At 42.2% G+C, this 24,880-nt stretch carries 23 protein-coding genes, 4 tRNA genes and 1 riboswitch; of the genes, 6 read left to right on the top strand and 21 right to left on the bottom strand.

What is annotated here, in order from left to right; all coding sequences use genetic code 11:
- The 19 genes from FTU35_RS09100 to FTU35_RS09010 form a co-directional block, all read right to left on the bottom strand.
- On the bottom strand, positions 1–145 hold a 145-nt coding region (locus FTU35_RS09100; protein WP_257218308.1), incomplete at its 3' end, for a GTP-binding protein.
- Positions 146–293: 148 nt separating this feature from the next.
- Positions 294–368, bottom strand: a tRNA-Thr gene (locus tag FTU35_RS09095).
- Positions 369–382: 14 nt separating this feature from the next.
- Positions 383–458: transfer RNA gene (locus tag FTU35_RS09090), tRNA-Gly, on the bottom strand.
- A gap of 36 nt (positions 459–494) precedes the next feature.
- Positions 495–578, bottom strand: a tRNA-Tyr gene (locus FTU35_RS09085).
- Positions 579–633: 55 nt separating this feature from the next.
- Positions 634–709, bottom strand: a tRNA-Thr gene (locus tag FTU35_RS09080).
- A 98-nt stretch (positions 710–807) separates the two neighbouring features.
- The gene (trpE, locus tag FTU35_RS09075) at positions 808–2,301 is read right to left on the bottom strand and encodes an anthranilate synthase component I (RefSeq protein WP_154321135.1); all 1,494 of its coding nucleotides are present in this window, start codon (positions 2,299–2,301) and stop codon (positions 808–810) included.
- Positions 2,302–2,461: 160 nt separating this feature from the next.
- On the bottom strand, positions 2,462–3,133 hold the full coding sequence (locus tag FTU35_RS09070; protein ID WP_004975764.1) for a phosphoglycolate phosphatase: 672 nt from the start codon (positions 3,131–3,133) through the stop codon (positions 2,462–2,464).
- 61 nt (positions 3,134–3,194) lie between these two features.
- On the bottom strand, positions 3,195–3,845 hold the full coding sequence (locus FTU35_RS09065; protein ID WP_096901899.1) for an FHA domain-containing protein: 651 nt from the start codon (positions 3,843–3,845) through the stop codon (positions 3,195–3,197).
- 69 nt (positions 3,846–3,914) lie between these two features.
- Entirely contained in the window at positions 3,915–6,170 is a 2,256-nt protein-coding gene (gspD, locus tag FTU35_RS09060; protein ID WP_131260972.1) for a type II secretion system secretin GspD, read from the bottom strand.
- Between the two features lie 60 nt (positions 6,171–6,230).
- Positions 6,231–7,070: a type II secretion system protein N gene (locus tag FTU35_RS09055; protein ID WP_004975757.1), complete on the bottom strand. Its 840-nt coding sequence runs from the start codon at positions 7,068–7,070 to the stop codon at positions 6,231–6,233.
- Entirely contained in the window at positions 7,070–7,810 is a 741-nt protein-coding gene (gene gspN / locus FTU35_RS09050) for a type II secretion system protein N (protein ID WP_154321136.1), read from the bottom strand. The genes FTU35_RS09055 and gspN overlap by 1 nt, the downstream gene beginning before the upstream one ends.
- A 162-nt stretch (positions 7,811–7,972) precedes the next feature.
- Positions 7,973–8,299, bottom strand: a complete 327-nt coding sequence (locus FTU35_RS09045; protein ID WP_004975751.1) for an H-NS family nucleoid-associated regulatory protein — start codon at positions 8,297–8,299, stop codon at positions 7,973–7,975.
- A 145-nt stretch (positions 8,300–8,444) separates the two neighbouring features.
- The gene (locus FTU35_RS09040; RefSeq protein ID WP_154321137.1) at positions 8,445–8,876 is read right to left on the bottom strand and encodes a thioesterase family protein; all 432 of its coding nucleotides are present in this window, start codon (positions 8,874–8,876) and stop codon (positions 8,445–8,447) included.
- Between the two features lie 9 nt (positions 8,877–8,885).
- Positions 8,886–10,079: a heme biosynthesis protein HemY gene (locus tag FTU35_RS09035; RefSeq protein WP_179991356.1), complete on the bottom strand. Its 1,194-nt coding sequence runs from the start codon at positions 10,077–10,079 to the stop codon at positions 8,886–8,888.
- Positions 10,080–10,916, bottom strand: coding sequence for a hypothetical protein (locus FTU35_RS09030; protein WP_104852926.1), 837 nt, complete (start codon positions 10,914–10,916; stop codon positions 10,080–10,082). It lies immediately after the preceding gene.
- Positions 10,913–11,692: a uroporphyrinogen-III synthase gene (locus FTU35_RS09025; RefSeq protein WP_179991355.1), complete on the bottom strand. Its 780-nt coding sequence runs from the start codon at positions 11,690–11,692 to the stop codon at positions 10,913–10,915. Before FTU35_RS09025 ends, FTU35_RS09030 begins: the two co-directional genes overlap by 4 nt.
- A gap of 21 nt (positions 11,693–11,713) precedes the next feature.
- Positions 11,714–12,634 carry a hydroxymethylbilane synthase gene (hemC, locus tag FTU35_RS09020; protein WP_096901970.1) on the bottom strand — a complete coding sequence of 307 codons (921 nt, stop codon included), beginning with the start codon at positions 12,632–12,634 and terminating at the stop codon, positions 11,714–11,716.
- 122 nt (positions 12,635–12,756) lie between these two features.
- The gene (locus FTU35_RS09015) at positions 12,757–13,497 is read right to left on the bottom strand and encodes a LytTR family DNA-binding domain-containing protein (protein ID WP_004975743.1); all 741 of its coding nucleotides are present in this window, start codon (positions 13,495–13,497) and stop codon (positions 12,757–12,759) included.
- A gap of 70 nt (positions 13,498–13,567) precedes the next feature.
- Entirely contained in the window at positions 13,568–14,722 is a 1,155-nt protein-coding gene (locus FTU35_RS09010; protein WP_131260983.1) for a sensor histidine kinase, read from the bottom strand.
- Between FTU35_RS09010 and argH the strand changes: the two genes are divergently transcribed.
- A complete protein-coding gene (gene argH, locus FTU35_RS09005) occupies positions 14,713–16,143 on the top strand; it encodes an argininosuccinate lyase (protein WP_179991354.1) in 1,431 nt (476 codons plus the stop codon). The two genes, FTU35_RS09010 and argH, sit on opposite strands and share 10 nt — an antisense overlap.
- Positions 16,144–16,157: 14 nt before the next feature.
- Positions 16,158–16,430, top strand: coding sequence for an oxidative damage protection protein (locus FTU35_RS09000; RefSeq protein WP_004975738.1), 273 nt, complete (start codon positions 16,158–16,160; stop codon positions 16,428–16,430).
- A gap of 568 nt (positions 16,431–16,998) precedes the next feature.
- Here the strand turns inward: FTU35_RS09000 and phoU are convergent.
- Both phoU and FTU35_RS08990 read right to left on the bottom strand, forming a co-directional pair.
- Entirely contained in the window at positions 16,999–17,721 is a 723-nt protein-coding gene (gene phoU / locus FTU35_RS08995; protein ID WP_004975736.1) for a phosphate signaling complex protein PhoU, read from the bottom strand.
- 450 nt (positions 17,722–18,171) lie between these two features.
- Positions 18,172–19,509 (bottom strand): TolC family outer membrane protein, encoded by a 1,338-nt coding sequence (locus FTU35_RS08990; RefSeq protein ID WP_179991353.1) that lies wholly within the window; start codon positions 19,507–19,509, stop codon positions 18,172–18,174.
- Between the two features lie 431 nt (positions 19,510–19,940).
- Between FTU35_RS08990 and FTU35_RS08985 the strand changes: the two genes are divergently transcribed.
- From FTU35_RS08985 to cpdA, 4 genes are all read left to right on the top strand, one after another.
- Complete coding sequence (locus FTU35_RS08985; protein ID WP_179991352.1) at positions 19,941–21,005, top strand: hypothetical protein; 1,065 nt, start codon at positions 19,941–19,943, stop codon at positions 21,003–21,005.
- A gap of 99 nt (positions 21,006–21,104) precedes the next feature.
- A riboswitch (TPP riboswitch) is annotated at positions 21,105–21,252 on the top strand.
- A gap of 97 nt (positions 21,253–21,349) precedes the next feature.
- Positions 21,350–23,245, top strand: coding sequence for a phosphomethylpyrimidine synthase ThiC (thiC, locus tag FTU35_RS08980; RefSeq protein ID WP_154321141.1), 1,896 nt, complete (start codon positions 21,350–21,352; stop codon positions 23,243–23,245).
- 77 nt (positions 23,246–23,322) lie between these two features.
- Entirely contained in the window at positions 23,323–23,943 is a 621-nt protein-coding gene (locus FTU35_RS08975; RefSeq protein WP_168418389.1) for an NUDIX domain-containing protein, read from the top strand.
- Between the two features lie 10 nt (positions 23,944–23,953).
- Positions 23,954–24,763, top strand: coding sequence for a 3',5'-cyclic-AMP phosphodiesterase (gene cpdA, locus FTU35_RS08970; RefSeq protein WP_179991350.1), 810 nt, complete (start codon positions 23,954–23,956; stop codon positions 24,761–24,763).
- The last annotated feature ends 117 nt before the right edge of the window (positions 24,764–24,880 follow it).

The following is a 24,880-nucleotide window of genomic DNA, read 5'->3' as shown; positions in this document are numbered from 1 at the left end:
CAGCGTAATCTTTCGCTTCACCACCAAACTTACGTGCACATACTGTAGCAATCGCAGCTGTTAAAGTTGTTTTACCATGGTCAACGTGACCGATTGTGCCCACGTTAACGTGTGGCTTATTACGTTCAAACTTAGCCTTAGCCATGTTCATCTTCCTCGTTTACGTCGAACACAATGCTGAGTAAAACTCTGCCCCGACATATCGCCTAAAAAACTAGACACCTAATACTTGAAAAGCAGACTAATAAGCCTGCTTTTTGAAAATCTTGTGCGAATAATCGCTAAACTGTATCTGGAGCTCTTATCGAGATTTGAACTCGAGACCTCTCCCTTACCAAGGGAGTGCTCTACCACTGAGCTATAAGAGCGACAAATCCTTCGATGGAGCGGGAGACGAGGATCGAACTCGCGACATGCAGCTTGGAAGGCTGCCGCTCTACCAACTGAGCTACTCCCGCATCTATGTTGGTAATTACCACTTCTATCGAAGTTAATGGTGGTGGGAGAAGGATTCGAACCTTCGAAGCTTACGCGGCAGAGTTACAGTCTGCTCCCTTTGACCGCTCGGGAATCCCACCATTTTCACACTTACTCAGTGTTCGTTCTTTACTTAACAACTCGAACTCTCTAAGATGGTGCCGGCACACGGATTCGAACTGTGGACCTACTGATTACAAGTCAGTTGCTCTACCAACTGAGCTATGCCGGCGTTTCTTAGTGTTTCGTACGTTTCGTATCGGAACGGTGTGCAGTTTAGCAAAACTTGAAATCCGTGCAAGTGTTTTTTTCAAAAAAAACGCTAAAAACTCATAAAATCAATCCATTTGATGATAATTCAACCGCTTTGATCACTGCGCGAGCTTTTATTTGGGTTTCATTCCATTCAGATTCAGGATTTGAGTCCGCAACTAGACCTGCGCCTGCCTGTACATAGACCTTATTTTGACGAATAACACAGGTACGAATCGCAATCGACATGTCCATTTCGCCATGCCAGCCTAAATAACCAACAGCACCACCAAAAACACCACGTTTTACAGGCTCAACTTCATCAATAATTTCCATGGCACGAATTTTTGGTGCACCCGAAAGTGTCCCTGCAGGGAAAGTTGCCTGAAAAACATCCAAAGCATCGACATCGTCACGCACTTCACCTTGCACATTGGACACAATATGCATGACATGCGAATAACGCTCGATCACCATTTGATCAGTCACTTGTACTTTACCAATTTTGGCGATACGCCCGACATCATTACGCCCCAAGTCAATCAGCATTAAGTGTTCGGCAATTTCTTTTTCATCCGACAACAAATCTTGCTCAAGTGCCAAATCTTCTTCTTTGGTTTTACCGCGCGGGCGTGTACCTGCTAAAGGACGCACAGTGGCAATACCATTTTCCAAACGCGATAAAATTTCAGGTGATGAGCCGACAATATGAAATGGCTGATCATCGCCCAAAGTTTTGCCTTGTACCAAGAATAAGTACGGCGATGGGTTGAGATGGCGCAAAGCACGATAAACCTGTAACGGCTCACCATCAAAATCTGACACCATGCGATGTCCAGGCACCACTTGCATAACATCGCCTGCACGAATGTATTCTTTGACGGTATCAATGGTCGCCAAGAATTTTTCTTTGCCTGTAAGCGATTCAAAATGTGGTGGCGTATGTTTTTCTGCTTTTAGACTAATCGGGGTTGCTAAAATTTCTTCTAGTGCATCGAGTTGTTGTTGTGCCTTGTCATAAGCATCTGCCTGCGCCGCATCAGCATGCACAATTAAGAACAAGGTATCTTTTAAGTTATCAAATACGATGACTGTTTTAGACAACATCATCCAAATATCAGGTAAACCGACTGGATCTTCTGCAGGCACATTCTTTAAACGAGGTTCGATATAACGCACTGCATCGTAACCAAAATAACCCACCAAACCACCTGTAAAGCTTGGCAATTCAGGCAAGTCGGCTTGTGTAGGTACTTTAAATTGCGCCTGAAAATCGCGGATATACTGAAACGGCTGCGCACAAGTTTGTTTTTCGATTGAACCATCGGCGTGTTGGATGGTGAGTTCACCCGCATTGCAGGAGAAAACTGTAGATTCACCCAAACCAATAATTGAATAACGCGCCCAGTTTTCACCGCCTTCTACAGACTCAAACAAATAAGCTTGTTGATGCTGCTTCAAACGTGCAAATACCGACAATGGAGTTTCGGTATCGGCCAAACGCTGGCGATATACAGGAATGAGGTTGTAGCCTGCTGCTTTAAGTTGTTCAAATTGAGTCAGTGTGGTCATGTGAAGCTCTCTATATTTCGATGTAGCAATGTTTTCGATAAGACGAAGTGAAGGACGGTTGTAGATTGACTAGCGTCGCCATCGAAATATGGGCATTACAGCCTGACTCATATTGATATCCTTTATAGCAATTAGCGTAAAATTATTTGATTTTTGAATCTTAAATATTTAACAATTCAGTTAAATTATCCACAATTTGTTGCGGCTGACAATTGGCAATCGGCTCACCATGATTATAGCCGTAGCTGACCACAATACAATCAATCCCCGCTCGACGCGCGGCTTCAACATCATTAGAAGAATCACCAATCATCAAGACTTGAGACTTCTCCACTTGATAATGTTCAACACAATGCAGCAATTGACGCGGGTGTGGTTTACGCTCCTCAAAGCGATCTCCACCAATCACATCAGCAAAATAGTGTTGCATCTCTAATGCTTCAACAATGGCACGAGCAGGTAGTTCAGGTTTATTGGTCACACAAACTAAGGTTTTTTGTTGTGCTTTTGCCCAGTCCAAAAATTCAATAATGCCCGGGAATGGTTGTGTGTCGATACACGGATCGGCATTATAAATTTCTAAGAAAGTGTTCAGTAGCTGTTGTTGCTGTTCAGGATGAACTTCGCCCATTAAGTGCGATAAGACACTATTGCAAAATACCGCAGTTCCCTTCCCCACCCAAGTTCGCACTTGTTCCAGTGTTACCAAAGGCAGTTGCAGTGCATTTAAACTCATGTTCATGGCGCGGTATAAATCTGTCGCAGAATCGACCAAAGTGCCATCTAAATCAAATAAAATGACTTGACGTGTATCAAGCTGAGCAATAGACATTCTTCCCCCTAAATGAACAAAGGCATGCGATCGCATGCCTTGATTGTAAAGCAAAGGCTGCTTATTTAAACAATAGCCAAGCCAAAACTGCCAAAATCACCAAGACAATCAGTGAAATCAAGCCAACAGAAGCATTTTTTTGCTGTTCTTTCTCTTGTTCCACACGAGAAACAGGCTGCTCGACAGACACAGGTGTTGGCTCTGCTGGAACTGCATGAATATCCACGCCTTCTGGAATAGGTGCTGGTTTTGGTACTGCCACGCCTTGCGGCATACCATCACGGTTTAATTGCACAGAACTGTCACGTTGATTCAATTCAGGCATTCCCTGCTCGTTCATTTGCTGTGCAGGTGTTTTTTCTGTTTGTGCTGTGACTTTTTCAGCAGTTTCGACGACATCTGCCGCATGTTCCAATTCAACCGCAGGCGCAAATACTGAAAACTTTAAGCTGGCAAATTGGACGATATCACCTTCTTTAAGTAAGGTTTCATCGGCAATGCGTAAATCATTTACAAAAGTGCCGTTGGAAGAATTTAAATCTTGCACATACAGCGCTTGTTCTTTAAGTAAAAAAGCCGCATGTTTACGTGAAATTTCTGCCGATTGCAGCACCAAATCTGCACTTTGATGACGCCCCACCAACATATCACGGTCGATACTAATTTCTTGGCCAGTAAATTCACCGCTAATTGCTTGTATTTTCCAAGTCATAAATAACTTCTCTCGTGTGATTTGGCGACATCATAACATGCCCTCAACCACAATCTGCGCAGGATACGATTAAGGTGTAGCGCGAATTGTGGTCGTAGTGACTGTATTTTTAGTTTTGCTGACTTCCTGCTGCGGCAAAACTACGTTTTGGCGCTGTACCGCAGGCTCAATCGCAACAGGGGTGCTCACCACCGTTGCTGTGCGGTTTGCAGACACTGCTGATGGTAAGGTTTGATAAGTTCCTGTTTGCGGCGCAACTCGAGATACAGGCAAACGCTGCTGATAAACATCGCTAACATTCTCAGGCAGTTTAGCAAAGCTACCATCGGCATCCATTGCCAACTGAAGGCTATACAATTGGCTATAACGCTGCTGCGAAATACGGCGAATATCCTGACTATCTCCCACAATGGTTGGGTGAATAAAAATCAATAAATTACGTTTTTGATTAGATTGACCATCGGAACGGAATAAACGCCCCAACCCTGGAATAGCACCCAAACCTGGCACAGCCTGACGACTATAAACCGAGTTATCAGAAATTAAGCCACCTAAGACAATGGTTTGTCCGTGCTCGGCCAAAATAGAAGTTTTAATTGCGCGTTTGCTGGTGACTAAATCCTGCGCCTGACCTTTATTGGCTTTGACATCTGACACTTCTTGTTCAACTTCCAAGCGTAGTGTTCCGCCTTCACCAATATGTGGCACGACTTTTAAAGTAACCCCGACATCTTTACGTTCAATAGTGGTATACGGATTTGCCACACCACCATTGGTAGATAATGAACCTGTTACAAAAGGAACGTTTTCACCAACCACAATATAGGCTTCTTCATTGTCCATGGTCACAATAGATGGCGTAGACAATAAATTGGATTTGGTTTTTTCCTTCAAGGCCTGAATCATCGCACCATATAGCTTGCGTGAACCATCACGACCTTCACGATAATCACCCAACACCAATGACGTACCTGCACCAATCGCACTGCCTGCGCCTGCTGCACCACCAGTTAAATAGCCTGCAGCAACATTTTTTAAACTTGCACCAATATTGTCAAAATTAATTAGACCGATACCGCTGCTTAAATCGCCCAATGCCCACTGCACACCCAATTGGTCGGCATCGGTACCTTCCACTTCTATAATCGCAGCTTCAATCAACACTTGTTGACGACGGGTATCTAGTTGCTGAATGGCCGATTCAATTTCACGCATCAACTGCGGATCGGCTTTGACCACCAAAGCATTTTGCGAGCCATCGGCAATAATACTGACACCATTACCATTAAAACTGGTGATGTTGTTTTGATTGTTGCTATTCGAGCTGCCACCCAAATTAATACTTGGGGTGGAAATAGTCGATGAATTACCTGTGTTGTTATTGGTGCTGCTTAAATTACTAGCACTGTTGTTGTTACTGTTGCTATTTGCATTAGAGCTGCTGCTCACCGCCTGTCCTGAAACCAGACCTTGCAATATTTCTGCTAAATTCTGTGCACTGGCATATTTCAAGCGAAAAACCTTCAAACCACCCAAACGATCTGCCGCAGGCACATCCATCATTTCAATCATTTGACGAATGCGTTTACGTGTTGCGGTATCGCCTTTGATGATAATACGATTGGTACGGTTGTCCGCCACAATACGCACACGCGAACCTTTAACATCTTTCGCTGCCCCTGTCGAACTCATCGACTCAAGCAAGCCAATGACTTCTTCGGCTTGACTGGATTGCAGGCTAATCGCTTCAATGTCATTTTGCCCCGTACCATCTAGGTTACGAATAATGCTTTCTAACTGATAAATGTTACTGGCACGATCAGACACGATTAGAGCATTGGTGCCCCCGACCGCAGACAAATGCGCAAACTGAGGCATGAGCGGACGTAAAGCAGGAATCAGGTCATTGGCATTGGTATTTTCTAGCCAAATCACTCGCGTTACAATTTGGTCACCACGCGCATTTTGACGACCATCATAGGGAATGCCTGAGCTTTTTACATTGCTGTCAGGTACAAGGCGAATGGTATTGCCTGATGGTATTGCCACCACACCATTCACATTCAATACGCCTAAAAACAGGTCATAGACTTCATTTTTATTCAGGGCTTTGTTGGAAATCACCGTGACATTGCCACGCACACGCGGATCGACTGCAAAGTTCTTGCCCGTAATATCGGCCACTTCATTAATAAATGCAGTTAAGTCCGCATCACGTAAATTAATTTTCCAGGTTTGCGCATGACTTGCAGTACTCACCATTGCAACAAGCGGTGCAGCAGCCAGTAATGCCCAAAATGGACGCTCATAATTCAATAAAGCCATAATCTACTGTGTTTCCTAACCCTAAATATGTCTCTGCATGTAGTTACGATGCCGATCCATTTAAAAATTTTGTTGTATGGTCATCACTTGATCACCACGTTTTATTTCTAATTTCACTTGACCTTCACGACGTGCCTGTTCAAGCAATTGTGCATCGCTTTGTCCTTGCCCGACGTTTTGCCCATTTAAAGACAAAATACGGTCACCTGGCTGTAAACCCAGTTTATTTCTTAAAGCGGCTGGCGTACGTGTAGTCACTTCATAACCATTGCCCGTATTTGCTTCAACACCCATCTCTTTTAAGTATTGTTCGCGATCTTCCTGTATGCGCTGCACTGCCTGTCCAATGGCATTATTCGGTTGTGCGGACTGCGTAGGTGCAGTTACAGGAGCTTGATTACCACTTGGAATTAAAGGTGCGATAGGTTGATTTAAACCATTTTCAATACCTTTAAACAATACTTCACGCGTCGCGCCACTGCTATGACGTAAAATCACCCGATCCCAGTAGACTTCTGCCAATTGGTACTGACTCAAATCAATCACATCACCCACACGGTAACGCTCTGCCACCTCATTCACTTTAATGACCGCAGAAGAAAACTGACTCGGCTGCCCAACCACTACACCTTGCAAAGTCATATTTAATTGATCATCGGCAGTGTTGCTGCGCCCAAGTTCTTGAAACAATGCAAAGGAGGTAATATTCGGGATTTGTGGTTGCTGTGAACCCAACTCTACCCGATCAATTTGCATGACTTGAGGCGGTGCAACAACCCACCAAAATAAACTCGCCAGTTTCCAACACAGATACAAAATCAAAAAAGCTAAAAATACTGGCGCAGCACGATCAAACTGCTTCCAGTGCAAATTCCCTAATCGTTCAGAGAGTGTACGCATTAGAAACCTCCTTTTAATAGAGGTTGGCGAGTGCTGATCACATAGGTATCTAAGCCCGCTTTGCCTTCATAAGAGGCGATATTCATCAATAAGCGTTGCGTGAGTTGCACATCTAGCATCAAGCTTTGATCAAGCGCAATATTCAGCATTTTTTGTTCACGTTGATCGCGAATATCAAATAACAGTTTGCCATTTTCATCGGACAAGCTGCCTTTTAACGCGGGGATATTCATACGGTCTTGGCGCTGAGCAAAACGATACAGCAATTCACCACCCGCCCACTGCAGTTGTCCTTTGGCTTTGGTGAAGCCTTGCTGTTTTTTAAAATTCAAATGAATGTCTTTGAGTTGAATCGCATTACTTGGCCACTGCCAATCCACAATACTTTTTAAGGTTTCTGGCGCAACTTGCCCATCTAAAGATTGCACCAAGACGCTACCAAAACGATAGCCAACAATGCCTTCGAGTTTAGTATTGCCACTATGCACTTCAACATCGGCAGCGACACGCAATAAAACCAAATCTAAAGGACGTGTACTCCAACTTAAAGAACCACGTAACTGTCCCTTATGCCAATCGGCTTGCCCCTTCCAGATATTGCCACTCACATTATGTAAGGTCTGATTATTTTTATAAAATTTTGAAATTAACCACGCTGCTGGAATTTGTAATAACACAAAAAACAAAAATGCAATGAGGGCGAAAATCCACCACGTGATGTATTTGGGTTTCTTTATCATGCCACCACGACCAACCTTACTAATTTTTCTATGAATGACTTTTTATAACACTCACACATTATGCACACTTTTTCGGCGTCGCCAATTGATACAGATAAAAAAACCAAGCCGTATTGCTTGGTTTTTGAACTCTAAGTCAAATCAATGACAAATTGATGAAGCTTAGATTAGAAAATCTTCAAGTTTTGCGCCTTTTTCTAATTCAGCGACTAACCAGCGTGGTTTTTTACCACGACCAGTCCAAGTATCTGTAGAATTGATTTTGCTACGATAACGTGGCGCTACAGTTTTACGTGGGCTTTTCTTACGCTTGCTTTCGCCAACTTCCAAAATCTGCTCAATGCTTAAACCCAAATTGTCTGCAATCGCTAAAATTTGATTATAGGCATCTTCAATTGCTTGATCTTTTTTCGTGGCAATTAATGCTTCCGCTTCAGCTTGTAAACGCTTTAACTGTTCTACAGACAAATTGCTAATATCAGGCATCATACTTACTCCAAAAACTATGCTTTTTATATTCAGTTATTAAATTAAGCAGATTCATTCTATTTTTATCAAACCGAAGCGTCAATAAAAAATCTACTACTCTACATATAAATAACAGTCGGATATATTATGAACTGATTATTAAGATTTAATCAAGAATATGCTGTACGGTTTTTTCTATTTTATGAATACCCGCGCGTACATTTTCAGGGATTAAGGTTTTTTGCATATTGACGCGATCTACACATACAATCACCGCATCTGCCTCTGCCACCACCATTTGCTGTGCTTCACTGTGGATTAAATAATGCATACGCATGGCACTATTACGCAATTCTTCTACCCGAACGCCAATTTTTAAAATATCAGGATAAACCACAGGACGTATATATTTGCACTGATTTGAGGCAATCACAGTCAAAACATCTTGCTGTAAAATTTTCAATTGATCAAAATAACATAAACGTGCACTTTCAATATAACGGTAATACACCACATTATTGACATGCCCAAAAGCATCCATATCACCCCATGCGACACGTTGCTCAAAAATAATAGGATAATCTGATAGTGTTAACACAATTCACCTTTAAATTTTAATTTCGACAAAATTAGAATTATTTTCAAAGATTAAATTTAACTGTTTTAATAATTCAGGCTGATCTTTTAAATTAGATTTAACCCTTAAATAACTCATTAATACATGTTCAGGATATAAAGCAAGTAATTGCTCTGCCTCTGAATAGCGTGCTGTTGCTGTAAAAATATGCCATTTGGCAAAACTAAATACAGGTAATGCAGGGTATTTCTGTTCCCAGATATTTATTTGTTGTTCAATTTTCACATAATCAGGCTGTTGTTTTAACAACTGTTGCTGGAACCATAAATAAAACACTTCCTGATTAAATTGTTCACTCAACAAATGTACAGCTAACTGTTCATGCTGTTGCGTCATATCAGGCAGACGCGACAATAACTTCAACCACAACACCTGAATGGCATAAGACTGACTGAAAATCTGCTCACTTAAATCACTATAACGCTGCTGCAAAGCCTGTAAATTTTCTGCATCAGCCTGCTCAAATTGGGTTAATAACTCAGTCAGCCACTTTTGCTTGGTGTCTGCATCTAAATGCCCGTATTTGGTCGAACGTAAATAATGCCAAGGATATTGCGTGGCAAATTCGCCCCACAAGGCAATTAGACGCTTTTGATAAGCCGTTTTGACTTTAAATAACCACGGCGATAATTCGTGCTGATTCAAAAACTCTAAATGCGTCAAAGCTTGTTCAGGTTGTTGCTGCGCCAAATAAATTTCAATACGCTGTATTTCTGCCAACTCAAACGCCATGGCACTGCTTTGATTTAAGGCAGCCAACGCTTGCGGATATTGCTGTTGGATGGAGTGCATACGTGCTTCCATCACTCCTTTGAGCAAACCTGACTGGGCAAACACCTGTCGAATAAACTGGTGTTGATCTTCTGCAGCATCTAGCAACCAAATGACCGCCAATTGCTCATATGGATGCAGATTTTTAAAGTTAAATACTGTTTCAACCTTACGCTGTTCACGGCTAAAATAGCGCTTTAACAACAACCATAAAATTTGTAGCGAAACACTAATCGACAAGAAAAAGAACAACAACAACCAAATATTGGTTTGCAATTGCCATTCGCGCCAATACACATAAACATAGCCTGAACCATGCCCATAACTCAGTACGCTCAGCAAAGCGACCAGTACAATACTGACCACCACATAGGCGAGTAAAATCTGTTTCATTTATACCGCCCCCAATAAAGCACGTGTTTTTAAACTCGGCGTTGGAACGATATTTAAGTTTTTAATTTTTTCTAATTGCTGAACCAATTGTTGTGCTTTCTGATCAGGCAATTGTTGTAATAACTGAATAATGTCATTCACTTCTTGTTGATATTGCACATATTGACCTTGCATAAAGACTTGTCGAGCCAGCAATAGACGCAATTGCGCTTCTTTTAAAATAATCTGACGCTGCATCAACTGTGTCGCAGGTTGCTTGGCAGATTCAATACTCAGCCATTTTTGCCAAAAAAAACGATCATCGACATCGGCAGGGTTCAGCTCAGGCTGTTGAGCTTGCTGTTTTAATTGTTGATCTAACTGTTGCAACAACTGACTTACTTGTTGATATTGCGCATCACGTGTTGTTATGAATTGTTGGATTTGTTTCTGATCTTGCTGAATGACTTGGTGCAAACTTTGTTTCAAAGCAGGGGCTAAAGCATATTCGTTCAACTCACGATCTAAATTTGCCAGTTTTTCAGTCGCATAGTGAAATTGCTGTTGCTGTAAGGAAAATTCCACCAAATCCAATTGCTGCGCCACCATATCTACTGGTTGAATCGCATCTTCTTGCTGCACAGCGCTGGATACTGCGGGCTGTTCTGGTGCATCTTGGGTGTAATTACGGCGCTGCAAAGCCACCAACTGATCATTTAAATTGGCATTGGTTTTTTCTGCAAGATGCAAACTTTGACTGAGTTGCTGTTGTTGCGCTGAAATTTGCATCACATCAAAACTTAATTTGACGATCCAGACCAAAGCGATCAACACCACTATCACAACCAGTTTTTTCATAGTTTTCCTTGCATACGCATCATTTGCTGCAATATTAATTCTGTTTTTAAATGGGTCAACTTGAATACGTTATATTTTGTATGATGCTGCGTTTGATAATCGAGCAAAATTTTCTCTAAACGATCACCCAATACCCAATAATAACCTTTGTTCAGTAGATCGAAATCCTGCTGAATCAAGCTCAGCCAGTTTAACCAACTGGCTTCACTGCTAATCATCATGATAAATTCTGAAGATTGTATTAAACGCGCGCGTACTGCCTGCATTTTTTCAATAGAACTGGCAGGACACTCCCGTCGATACAACACAAAATTATGGATCTGCATCCCCTGATCAAGTAGTGTTTGCATCATAAATTGCCGACCGCCCACACCACGCCAAAAGGCAATTTGTGTGCCGACTTTCAAATTTTGCAAACACGGCAAACTCAGCATCCCTTCGGAAGTTTCAACCTGTGGGACTTCACTGTAAAGACCATATCCACTTAAAACTTCTGCAGTTTTTTCGCCCACAGCCACCCAACGTATATGCTGCAAATCCTGCAATGATATTTGGCTTCGGGCTAAATATTGCATCCCAATATCGACAGCAGTCGGACTAACCACCACAATAATATGCGTGTGAGGCAACTGGGCATATAAATTAGCCAGTTGCTCCGACCACGGCTGTGCAGAAAGCTGCAACAAGGGCAAATCAATGACCTCAATATGCTGTTGTTGCAAAGCCTGAGTTAAGGCCTCTGCACGATCTTGAGGTCGGGTATTAATGAAGAGCATGGGCTTCTGGTGCAATATGAATTATTGATACAGGGCTTTGAGTAATTCGCCCGCACCCTGTGCCAATAAAGCTTTTGCCAATTCTTCACCTAGCATTTCAGCCTGTTCAGGTGCGCCAAATTGCACAGCTTTAAGAATGGTTTGCCCATCGACACTACCAACACGACCTTCAATCTGCAACTGACCATTCTGCAAAGTTGCGTAGCCTGCAATTGGCACCTGACAACCGCCTTCCAAGTAGGCATTAAAAGCACGTTCGGCACGTACACAGACATTGGTTTCGGCATGCATTAACGGCAAAATTAAATCCAACACCGCCTGATCTTGGCTACGACATTCCAGACCCAAAGCCCCTTGCCCAACGGCAGGTAAGCTCACATCAGGCTGAATGGTATGACGAATACGCTCTGCCAAGCCCAAACGCTTTAATCCTGCACTGGCTAAAATAATCGCGTCATACTGACCATCATCTAGCTTAGACAAGCGCGTACCCACATTGCCACGTAAATCAATAATCTCTAAATCTGGACGTGCTTTTAAAATTTGGCATTTACGGCGCAAGCTTGAGGTTCCAACTTTAGCGCCCTGTGGTAAATCTGCAAAACTGGCATAGTGATTCGACACAAAGGCATCGAGTGGGTCTTCACGCTCACAAATGACCGCCAAGCTCAGACCTTCAGGCAATGCCATGGGTACATCTTTCATAGAATGTACGGCTAAATCGGCACGCCCATCCATTAAGGCAGCTTCTAATTCTTTGACAAATAAGCCCTTCCCCCCAATTTTTGCCAATGGGGTATCTAAAATTTTATCGCCCTGCGTGACAAAGGTCACCAACTCAACAGTTAAATCGGCATGCATCGCCTCTAAGCGGGCACGAATGTGTTCAGCCTGCCATAACGCAAGCGGGCTTTGTCGAGTTGCAATTTTCAGGGTTTTCATCATAGTGGCTAAGCAAGATAAATAAGTTCATCTAAACTTAACCTGATCCCCTAAAAATGCAAGTCTATTTCTTTACCGATTTATCAATCTGTTGCGTATTCATCTGCGATGATGCTGACAAATTAGAGTTTTTGGATGCGTTCTCGCAATAAAGGCAAATGTCGTCGGCTAACAGCCAAACGCTCATCTAGCTCACGGCAACGTACCTGATACTGTCCTGAATTGACCACTTCTAGCCCCTCCAAAAACTGAATCGAGACCAAGGCATTTCGGTGAATCCGAATAAACTGATCACCAAACTCGGTTTCTAAATCTTTCAGCGTTTCATCAATCAGGACACTGCCATTTTTATGACGCACAGTGACATATTTCTGATCAGCTAAAAAATAGTAGATATTTTCTATAGGCACCAACTCTACACCACGATAAGTTTTCGCAGCAATTTGGTGACGTTTTATTTTTAATTCGTCCATATTTTCTTTTTGTTTTAAATGACTCATCTGCGCTTGCGTGAGTTTTGTTAAATGATCTAAAACCTGTTGCAATTCCTGTTGCATAATAGGTTTTAACAAATAGCCTTCCGCATTGGACTTAAATGCCTCGAGTGCATGTTCATCGTAGGCGGTACAAAACACAATGGCTGGCATTGGGTCAAGCTCACGCAAATGTTGAGCGCAACTTAAACCATCCATTCCCGGCATTTGAATATCTAATAATATGACATCCGGCTGATGTTCATCCGCCAGTTCAATCGCCTGTTGCCCATGAGCTGCCGTTGCCACCACATGATGCCCCAGTTGAGTGACCAAACGTGATAATCGCTCTCTTGCCAGAGGCTCATCATCACAAATTAGGATGTCCATTTCCCCTCCTTTTCAGTTGAATACTTTATTTTTATCAAGTTAAGAAAAATCAGAACAATCACAAGTTTTTTTATTTATAGCGATATTGCAACACCGTCGTGTACATACCATTCCCCGCATAATTTTTGAAAGTAACACTGCGCCCATAATACGCTTTTAAGCGCTGTTCCACGTTTTGCAGTGCAATCCCATGTCCAGATCTTAAATTTATTTTATCGCTGACATACGGATTTGTAATGACAATATTGACTTGGTTTTGCAATATTTCGATCAATATACTTATCGTACTCTTTGCTAAAACTTTTTCAACTCCATGAAAAATACTATTTTCTAGCAAGGGTTGTAAAGTTAATAACGGAATTTGTACCTGACTGAGCAGTTGCGGTTGTTCAATTTTCCATTCTACCGCCAACCGATCACCCAAACGAATTTGTTCAATCTCTAAATATCGCTGGCAAAGTTCAATCTCATCTTTCAGGCTCACCAGTTTTAATTCCTGCAAACTGGCACGGAATAAACGTGATAAATTCAGCAGCATCTGCTCGGCTTTATCGGGATCAATTGCAATTAGACTGATCACATTATTTAAGCTGTTAAACAAAAAGTGTGGATGAATACGCGCCTGCATGGCATGCACCCGCGCTTGCAATTCGCTATGCCGCTGCTGAATAGCTTGTTCTCGGACATAGATATAACGAAAACAAAACGCACCCAAAATCACACCATAACTCAAATGCAGTCCAATCCCATGCATGAGTTCAGCCAGACTAAACTGCTGTAAATGAAAATTTTGCCCAAAATGCAATAAGGTATTTAAACTGAGTGTCGTGACCAATACGATGGTTTGCAGCAAGATAAAACTCACCATAAACGATAGCGCCAAGCCCATGCGTAAAAAACGTGCCTGAAAAAATTCAACCAAAGCCGCAAAACACAATACCACCCAGTTGATATACAAAATATATTGCAGCACCCGAGTAAAACTTAAACCTTGCCAGCCCTGTGCTTCAGCCAAAGCCAAGACCATTGCCAAAGCATTACTGCCAATAAATAGTTCAATTAGATATTGCCAACGCCCTATTTTCGTAAAAAAATACACATAATTTTGTTCTGCCTGCGTATCAGCATAAGTTTGATTGGCTTGTTCTTCGGCAAGTGAATCTGAATTTGTTATACTCTTGTCCAAATCACCGCTTTTTACTTTATTGAGCCGATATGACCACATCTTCTAATTCCTCAAATCCGTCACAAGCCCAAACTTCGGGTATGTGGGGCGGTCGTTTCTCTGAAGCGACTGATGCTTTTGTTGCTGAATTTACAGCATCTGTTCAATTTGACCAACGCTTTTATAAACAAGATATTGCAGGCTCAATTGCACATGCCACCATGTTGGCAAAAGTGGGTGTACTCACCAGCGAAGAGCGTGATGACATTGTTCAGGGCTTAAACACCATTCAGGCCGAAATTGAAGCAGGTCAATTTGAATGGCGCATTGATCTTGAAGATGTGCACATGAATATTGAATCACGCTTAACGCAGCGTATTGGCATTACAGGTAAAAAACTACACACAGGTCGTAGCCGTAATGACCAAGTGGCAACCGATATTCGTCTCTATGTCCGTGATGAAATTGATGCCATTTTAGAATTATTAAAAAAACTACAACACGGTATTTTGACACTGGCTGCAAAAAATACTGACACTATTATGCCTGGTTTTACTCACTTGCAAACCGCACAGCCTGTGACCTTTGGTCACCATCTGATGGCGTGGTTTGAAATGTTAGTACGTGACTCAGAGCGTTTAATTGACTGTCGTAAACGTGTCAACCGCATGCCATTGGGTTCTGCTGCATTAGCAGGCACGACTTACCCAATTGACCGAGCTTATACCGCAGAACTACTTGGTTTTGAAGCTGTATCTGAAAACTCGCTAGATGCAGTATCAGACCGTGATTTTGGGATCGAATTTAATGCCGCTGCATCGTTAATTATGATGCACTTGTCACGCATGTCTGAAGAGCTGATTTTATGGACATCGGCACAATTTAAGTTTGTGAATATTCCAGACCGTTTCTGCACAGGCTCATCCATTATGCCGCAGAAGAAAAACCCAGACGTACCTGAATTGGTGCGCGGCAAAACAGGTCGTGTCTATGGCGATTTAATGAGCCTATTAACCCTGATGAAAGGTCAGCCTTTGGCTTACAACAAAGACAACCAAGAAGACAAAGAACCTTTATTTGATGCAATTGATACGGTACGTGGCTCACTCATGGCATTTGCCGACATGATTCCTGCCTTAGTACCAAATATTGCAGAAATGCGTGAAGCAGCATTGCGTGGTTTCTCTACCGCAACCGACCTTGCAGATTACTTAGTAAAAAATGGCGTGGCATTCCGCGATGCACATGAAATTGTAGGTAAAGCCGTAGCATTGGGCGTACAAGAAGGCAAAGACTTGTCTGAGCTTAGCCTAGAACAATTACAGCAATTCTCAGATTTAATTCAAGCTGATGTATTTGAAAAAGCACTGACTCTTGAAGCCTCTATAAATGCACGTGATCATATTGGTGGTACTGCGCCTGCACAAGTTGCAGCGGCAATTGAACGTGCCCAAACACGTCTTGCTCAACTTTACGCATAATCAGGAAGTGAGAGATGTCTAAACAAGTATTTTGTCGTAAATATCAAACCGATATGGAAGCGATGGATTTCGCTCCTTTTCCGGGTGCCAAAGGTCAAGAATTACTTGAAACGGTATCTAAACAGGCTTGGCAGGAATGGCTAAAACACCAAACCACGCTCATTAATGAAAAGCGTTTAAATGTGTTTGAACCTGAAGCGAAAAAGTTTTTGGAAGAACAACGCGAGAAGTTTCTCAACAATGATGCCAGCTTGGAAGTCGCAGAAGGCTTAAAACCTCAAAACTAATCCAAGTACTGTTTTTCATTTTAGAAAATTCAAACCTTGTTCGCATTATCATTAAAAGAGTCTTTACGAAGGCTCTTTTTTTATGATCTTATTTATGATGAATTACAACAACAGTACTTTAAATAAATGAAAATAGATTCAAAAAGTTAAGCTAATTTCCTATTTTTATTTCTCGATTGAAGCGTATATTTTATAGTCACAACAAAACACTTAACAATAGATTAATTATTGATTTCAAAAAGAATAGTTTAAAAAATAATCACACTAAAAATAATGTAATTTAAAAATACATTTGCATATAAAACGCTACATTCCACTACAATAAACCACATGATTCTTGAGTGTGATTTCCCTATACTTATTTTCAAGGAGATAAGCAATTATCTCTCACTATAATAAATATCCCCGATTTCAATCTCAGATTTCCCCCAAAGTCTGAGATTTTTTTTATCCAAAATTCAGGTTATTTCAAAATCTTAAAGATCAGCAAAAATCAAAAAGACTCATTCAAGCCATAAAAAAAAGCCCCATCATTAGATGAGGCTGAATATTCAAAAAAAAGCTGAACTTAGCGTTCCTGTACTTTTTCTTCAATTTCTTTGACGCTGGTATGACGTACGTCAAAACCTTTGACCATATAAATCACTTGTTCTGAAATATTTCGTGCGTGGTCACCAATACGCTCTAATGAACGTAACACCCACATCACATTAATCACACGTGAAATATGACGCGGATCTTCAATCATATACGTCATAAGAGTACGTGTTGCAGATTGATATTCACGGTCAATATCGGCATCGGCAAGTAAAACACGCAGTGCTTGATCGACATCTAAACGCGCAAAAGCATCCAGTGCATCGTGAATCATGACGCGCACTTGGTTACCAATATGACGTGTTTCCATATAGCCGCGTGGCGAACCACCTTCTTCACATAAGTTTTGGGCAATACGGGCAATTTTTGCAGCTTCATCACCAATACGCTCTAAGTCAGTATTGGCTTTAGACATGGCAATCACCATACGCAAATCAATTGCGGCTGGATGACGACGCGCCAAAATCAAAGTTAAGGCTTCATCAATTTCGGTTTCCATGCGATTGACAACGTTGTCTTGGAACTGAACTTCTACCGCCAAGGCTGCATCGGTATCCAAGAGTGCGTGAATCGAGTTGGCAACCTGCTGCTCTACCAAACCACCCATGGCCATAAATTTGGTATTTACATCCTGCAAATCTTCATTGAACTGAGAAGAAATATGGTGACTTAACACAGGATTATTCGTACTCAAGGAATACACTCCACAACAAAAGGATAGACTGACGCAATGATTGAATATTAAAGCACAGCAATGATGACGTTTTTATGACATTTTCTCACCAAACTCTCAAGTCTGATCGTTTCTGTCTTTAAACAGCATAAGCCATTCAGATGACAAAATGACTTGGGTCTGTTGACATTTCGTCTATGTTTGCGGCAACGCATATTTTTTAGCTGATATAAGGCATGGGACAGGAAATTTAGTCATTCTAAATGACTGACTCATAAAGCAATAGTAGCAAAAATATGCTCGCCCCCCTGCGCAGCAAACAAAGCAACGCTTTGTTCTTGCTCATGTGGCTAAAACTTTCTCAGATTGCGTTATGAAACTTGGCAATAGTCTCGCTATTCCCTGCGTTTCATGCCTGATCTGCTCAGTTTTAGCCTACAGCGCAAGCCATTTATGAAATGTCAACAGACCCTATATGGCTTTCCGAATCAACCAAGCATTCATTTCCTGCACATCTTGTTCAGTCAATTGCCCAACGGCTGCTTTCAACTGTAACACATGCTTCAAATAGTCATACTGTGCATTGAGATAATCCTGCTTGGCAGAAAAGGCGTTACGCTGTGCCAACAGTACATCCACCATGGTTTTTAAACCTTCCTGATATTGCGCTTTGGATGCTCGTGCCACTAAATCTGCTGAATTCATTGCAGCCTGTCGCGCCTGCAATTTGGCTTGATCAGTTTCGACTTGTAAATATGCCTGTTTCACATCGGTATTGGCTTTACGGATTGCTGCATCTAGCTCGGCTTCAGATTTCTGTACCAAAACCACTGCTTTTTGCACATTTTTATTGACCCGCCCACCGCTAAACACATTCCAGTTCATTTCAATCCCGACCTGGTCGAACTGACCATCGGGCGACATGATACTTTCAGGACTTTGTTTGGCATAACCATAACTGCCCACAGCTTCTACCTGCGGATAACGTGCTGCTTGTTCAACCCGACGTGCATCTTCGGCATATTGTCGCTGCAAACGTGCCTGTTGAATAGCCAAATTTTGAGTTTGTGCCAATTGCGACCATGCCTCTAAACTTTCAGGCACAGGTTTTTGAAATTGAAAGTCATCTCGCAAAACTGCCAAACTTTCTTGATATGGCCCAATCAATTGTGCCAACTGCTCTTGTGCCAAAACCAACTGCACATGTGTTCCAATCCTGTTCGCTCGTGCATTTTGATATTGCGCATTGGCTTCACTGACTTCACTTTTAGCCACCAAACCTTCACGCAGTTTGGCATTCATCATATTGAGCTGTTCCAACAAAGCTTTTTCTTCTTGTAAATATGCTGTTGTTAAAGACTGCTGTCTCAGCACATTAAAATACGCTTCTGATACATTCAAAATATGTTGCTGTTGTTGTAAACGTAAGGTGACTTCACTCAGGCTTAACGAGGTTTTGACTTGTTTCAGGGCTTGCCAAGCATCCCAACGAAATAAAGGCTGACGTGCTGTTAACGCGACTTGACGTGAAGTTGAAGATGAACTGCTTAAAGAATCAGTCGGAAAGTCAGCAATATTGACTCGACTCATTTCCTGACTTTTACGGGTGATATTGCCCGACAGAGTCACAGTTGGCAGTAAATTGCCTTGCGCAAGCCCTAAATTTAATTGATCGGCCTGATATTGTAATTGCTGTGCGCGCCAAGTCGGATCGCTATTTTGAGCACGCTGATAGGCTTGCATTAAATCCAAAGCAAAAGCGCTTGAACTCATCCAACATAAGCATGTCACTAACATCATTTTTTTCATTATTTTTCGATCAACCCACTCTGTAATTTCGCCAATCCTACTGCAATGTATTTTACACTGCCCATACTAAAGCGAATTTGCATTTTTTTCGTATGACTTTCATTAATTTTGATAATTTTTCATATTATTTCAATTCATTGCAATACTTAAGCAAAGCCATACACGTGCTAACAATCGCTGCATAAAGTGGCACTTACTCACAGGCATGTAACCAAACTCTAGCAGAATACTACAATTTACTCCGCGGCTTTGACTTTACAATGCAAGCTCTCCCCTCGTCCTTCGACCCAAGCTTCTAAAACCGTGTGTCTCACAGCGGATATTTTAAATTTAGAATTTTGGTATGAATGACTCATTTTGAATTTTTGGAATCCATAGTGCCTAAATGAAGGCACTAGATGATGAATGAATACTCATGTTGAATTGCTGTAATGGTTAAATTTCTTCGCACCAGTAAACTTGCCCTACTGCTTGGCAGTTGTCTGTGTTTGCTCGCCTGCCAAAATTCAGATACGCCTCCCGTAGCTGAACCACCAAAGGTACAGGCCAGTGCCAGCGAACCTGTAGATTTGACCCAAATGTGTGAAAACATTCAGCACAATATGCAGCAAATTGACAATACCCGCACCACGTTTGCGCTAGAACAAATTAATCAGGATTTAAAAGTTTGCCTACCGTTGCTACCTTTAAATGAGCAATTAAATTTACTCAATCTTTCGACCCAAATGTATCAACGCTTTTTGCATGTAGAACGCAGCGCTGCAGAACAAGCCGCTTTTGATCAACATGCTTTTGATATGGCGCAGCATCCGACCATTCAGCAAAGTCATTTTGAAAACTTTGCCTTGCGTGATCAATATTTATTGAAACATAAGGGACAAGCCTATTTAGAGCTATACGATGCAGGTGAAGCACAGTTGGTTTATCGTCGTAGCCCACAATACTTAGCCATTATTTTTGCGCCTTACATGCCCGATGCCGAGCAGATTTTTATTGAAAGAATGGCCAATGACAATATGCAGCACAGCTTGCGTGATGGTGGACTCACCCTTGATGCTGCCGATTTGGCAGAACGCGCCTTATTTTGGGAAGATTACGTGCAGCGTTATCCTAAAAGTCACTTTATACGGGATGCACGTTACCTAGCCGAAGTGTATGCCTTGCTGCTGTTTAAAGGCACAGCCAACAGTCCTGTTTCTCAGGATTATGTCGATGAATACAGTATCCAACCTGCCGTATTATTTGAAATTAAAAAACTGGCAAAGTTGCAAAAATCTCCCTTAGCACAGCAAGCGCGTAAATTCCTTGCCTTTTTACACATGAGCAGTGAACAACGACTCACTGAAATTGCAGCACAGCCCACTGCACGTGAACAGCGTGAATATGGCGATGATGCTTTAGTACATGCACAGTTGCATCAATATTTAAATTTAAAGAACATCTCCATCCATGCAAAACGCGATTGTTTTAGTGATGCCGTTTGTATTACTCGCTAATTATCCAAAGTCGCTTAAAGCTCAAATACTTGTCATTAGGCATCAAAGAATAAAAGCCGCGCGAAGCCTGCTTTTATACCAACAACGTGCTACTATTTATACAGCTTGACGGAGCGCGAGTAATTCCTCGCTGAGATTGTGTCCATTCTTTGTTGTTTGCCCAAAGGTCTGCAACACAGATTTAAACCCAAGTACCGTTGAACCTGATCAGGTTAAAACCTGCGTAGGAATCAAGCCCATCTAAAAACATAGCACCCAAATTGTTCCCTTGTTCAAAACAGATCAGTTTGCCCTTGTTTTTGGTCGTGCTTGATTCGTTGATTTCATTCTTCAGGATCATTGCAATGAACCAATTAACGAATCTATCCCCTGCTGATATTTCTGCTCAACACGAGCAAGATGCCAAAGATTTAACCCGCATTTTACCTGCATCGAAAAAAGTCTATATCCAAGGCTCACGCCCAGACATTCAGGTGCCAATGCGTGAAATTGAACTGACTGACACTCCAACAGGTTTAGGCGGTGAGCACAATCCGCCGCTCATGGTGTATGACACTTCTGGTGTGTATACCGATCCAAATGTAGAAATTGATCTGAATAAAGGCTTGCCGAACATCCGCGACAGTTGGATTGAAGAGCGCCAAGACACCGAAAAACTAGAAACCCTCAGCTCGGCATTTGGTCAAGAGCGTTTACGCGATATTCGCACTGCAGAGATTCGTTTTGCCCATATTCAAAAGCCACGTCGTGCCAAAGTTGGTAAAAACGTCACCCAAATGCACTATGCCAAACAAGGCATCATCACCCCTGAAATGGAATATATCGCCATTCGTGAAAACCAACGCCAACGCGAAGGTGTCGATATGCGTCAGCATTCGGGGCAAAACTTTGGAGCTAAAAATCTAACTGAAATCACGCCTGAATTTGTACGTCAGGAAGTGGCTGAAGGTCGTGCAATTATTCCTGCCAACATTAACCACCCAGAATGTGAGCCAATGATTATTGGTCGTAACTTCTTGGTGAAAATCAATGCCAATATTGGTAACTCGGCACTGGGTTCCAGTATTGATGAAGAAGTTGCGAAAATGACTTGGGCAACCCGCTGGGGGGCAGACACCATCATGGACTTATCGACAGGTAAGAACATCCATGAAACCCGTGAATGGATTATCCGTAACTCACCTGTGCCAATTGGTACTGTTCCTATTTATCAGGCCTTAGAAAAAGTCAATGGCATTGCCGAAGACCTGACTTGGGAAATTTTTAAAGACACCCTGATTGAACAGGCAGAGCAAGGGGTGGATTACTTCACCATTCACGCAGGGGTGTTGTTGCGTTATGTACCCCTCACGGCTAACCGCTTAACAGGCATTGTGTCACGTGGTGGTTCAATCATGGCTCAGTGGTGTTTGGCACACCACGAAGAAAACTTCCTGTACACACATTTTGATGAAATCTGTGAAATCATGAAGGCTTATGACGTATCGTTCAGCTTGGGTGATGGTTTACGTCCAGGTTGTATTCAAGATGCCAACGATGAAGCACAGTTTAGTGAGCTGCGTACTTTGGGCGAATTGACCCACCGTGCTTGGGAACATGATGTGCAAGTGATGATTGAAGGCCCAGGACACGTGCCAATGCACATGGTCAAAGAAAATATGGACTTGCAACTTGAAGTCTGTAAAGAAGCACCATTCTATACACTTGGCCCATTAACTACTGATATTGCCCCAGGCTACGACCACATAACCTCTGCCATTGGTGCAGCGATGATTGGCTGGTACGGTACAGCAATGCTGTGCTATGTGACACCTAAAGAGCATTTGGGCTTACCAAACAAAAAAGACGTCAAAGATGGCATCATCACCTATAAGATTGCAGCCCACGCGGCCGACCTTGCCAAAGGTCACCCAGGTGCACAAGCCCGTGACAATGCGCTGTCTAAAGCACGTTTTGAATTCCGCTGGGAAGATCAGTTCAACCTGAGCCTTGATCCAGATACCGCTCGCAGCATGCATGATGAAACCATGCCAAAAGAAGCGCATAAGTCTGCACACTTCTGTTCAATGTGTGGACCGAAGTTCTGCTCCATGAAAATCACCCAAAATGTGAGAGATTATGCACAAAATCAAAATGCTGCGAACAAGACAGAGCAAGCAGATGCAGAGGTAGAATCAGGTCTCAAAGCCATGAAAACCGCTTATCAGGAACATGGTCAAAAATTGTACCATAAGCTATAAATTGTTTAAAAAGCGTTTGTATTCAATCAAATCTCAGTTAGGATGAAATTATGCTTTGCTCATCCTGATGAGAGTTTATGAAGATTATTCAACAAGCAACTTATGGTCAACACGATGCACAGATTCACCAGCGTGAATACCTGTATCGCGGGTTTATTCAGGTTGAGAAAGTCAGCCTGAGCCATCGCTTGTTTAATCAAACCACCTATACCCCAGTCCTTCAGCGTGAACTTATTCAGCGCCCTGAAGCGGCTGGGGTACTCATTTATGATGCCGCACAACAAAAATTTGCACTGATTGAACAGTTCCGCATTGGTGCAATTGACGACAGCGACTCGCCTTGGCAATTGGAAGTGATTGCAGGGGTACTAGATGGCAATGAATCGCCTGAAAGCTGCATTCGTCGTGAAGCCTTAGAAGAGTCAGGCTGCGAGCTGCAACAATTACAACATTTATTTAGTTTTTACCCTTCTGCAGGGGCATGTGCAGAGTTGTTCCACTTATATAGTGCGAATACCACGCTACCACAGGAAGGTGGCGTTTTTGGAATGCCAGATGAGGGAGAAAACATCCAATTACATATTATTGATTATCAGGACATTCCTGACTTACTGACCAATGGTCGGCTAAAGAACGCACCTGTCATTATGGCATTGCAATGGTTACAACAACAGATTAAAACCGTAAAGGATGTCTAAGGGGTCAGGCATGACTTTATTCCCAAATACACACCAGCCAGAGCGCTGGACCATTGTACAAATTTCAGATACACATCTCATGGATCAGGATGATTTAGAGTTTGTGCACATGAATCCTGAACACAGTTTTCATGCGGTCATGCAGGATATTACACAACAATACCCGCAGGCCGATGCAATTTTTCATACTGGCGATTTAGCACAAGTGCCTGTTGCTGAAACCTATCAGCGCTATTTAAAATTTATGCAGGCCTTAAATATTCCGCATTATCAAATTCCTGGCAATCATGATGATGCCGAGGTATTCCCTTTTTATCTGCAATGTAATCAGGTCCATGCGATTGAACTGGGTAACTGGTGCGTGATCTTGCTGAATACAGCCGTCAAAAACCGTGTCGATGGCTGGATGGATGCAGCACAGTTACAACAATTAGATCAGGTTCTGCAACAACATGCGCATCAGTATGTGATCATTGCCTGTCATCATCATCCTTTTGATATGCATTCACACTGGATTGATCAGCACAAGTTAAAAAACACTGAAGATTTAATTGATGTGTTGGCGCGGCACAGTCAAGTCAAACTGGTGCTGTGCGGTCATGTGCATCAGGACTCGCTCAATGAATGGCAAGGGATTCAGTTTTACTCAACTCCATCGACCTGCGTGCAGTTCAAACCACACAGCCAACACTTTGCTTTAGGTACAGAAGCCCCGGGTTACCGTGTGTTACATTTGAATGCAGATGGCAGTTTTAGCACTCAGGTGCATCGGGTTGAGCATATCGTGCAACAAATAAATTTTGAAATTTCAGGTTATTAACTTTTCATTTTATTTCTTTTGCTTTACTTTATGCCTTCAACGAAAAATGCGATAACACATCCAAACATCAAAGACTATCCATAATCAAAAAAAGTCTATATGATGACGTCCCCCGAA

Source organism: Acinetobacter sp. YH12095 (genome assembly GCF_013419245.1).
Taxonomy (GTDB): Bacteria; Pseudomonadota; Gammaproteobacteria; order Pseudomonadales; family Moraxellaceae; genus Acinetobacter; species Acinetobacter towneri.
Note: the sequence above shows the minus strand (reverse complement) of the source record. Positions and strands in the feature narration are given on the sequence as shown.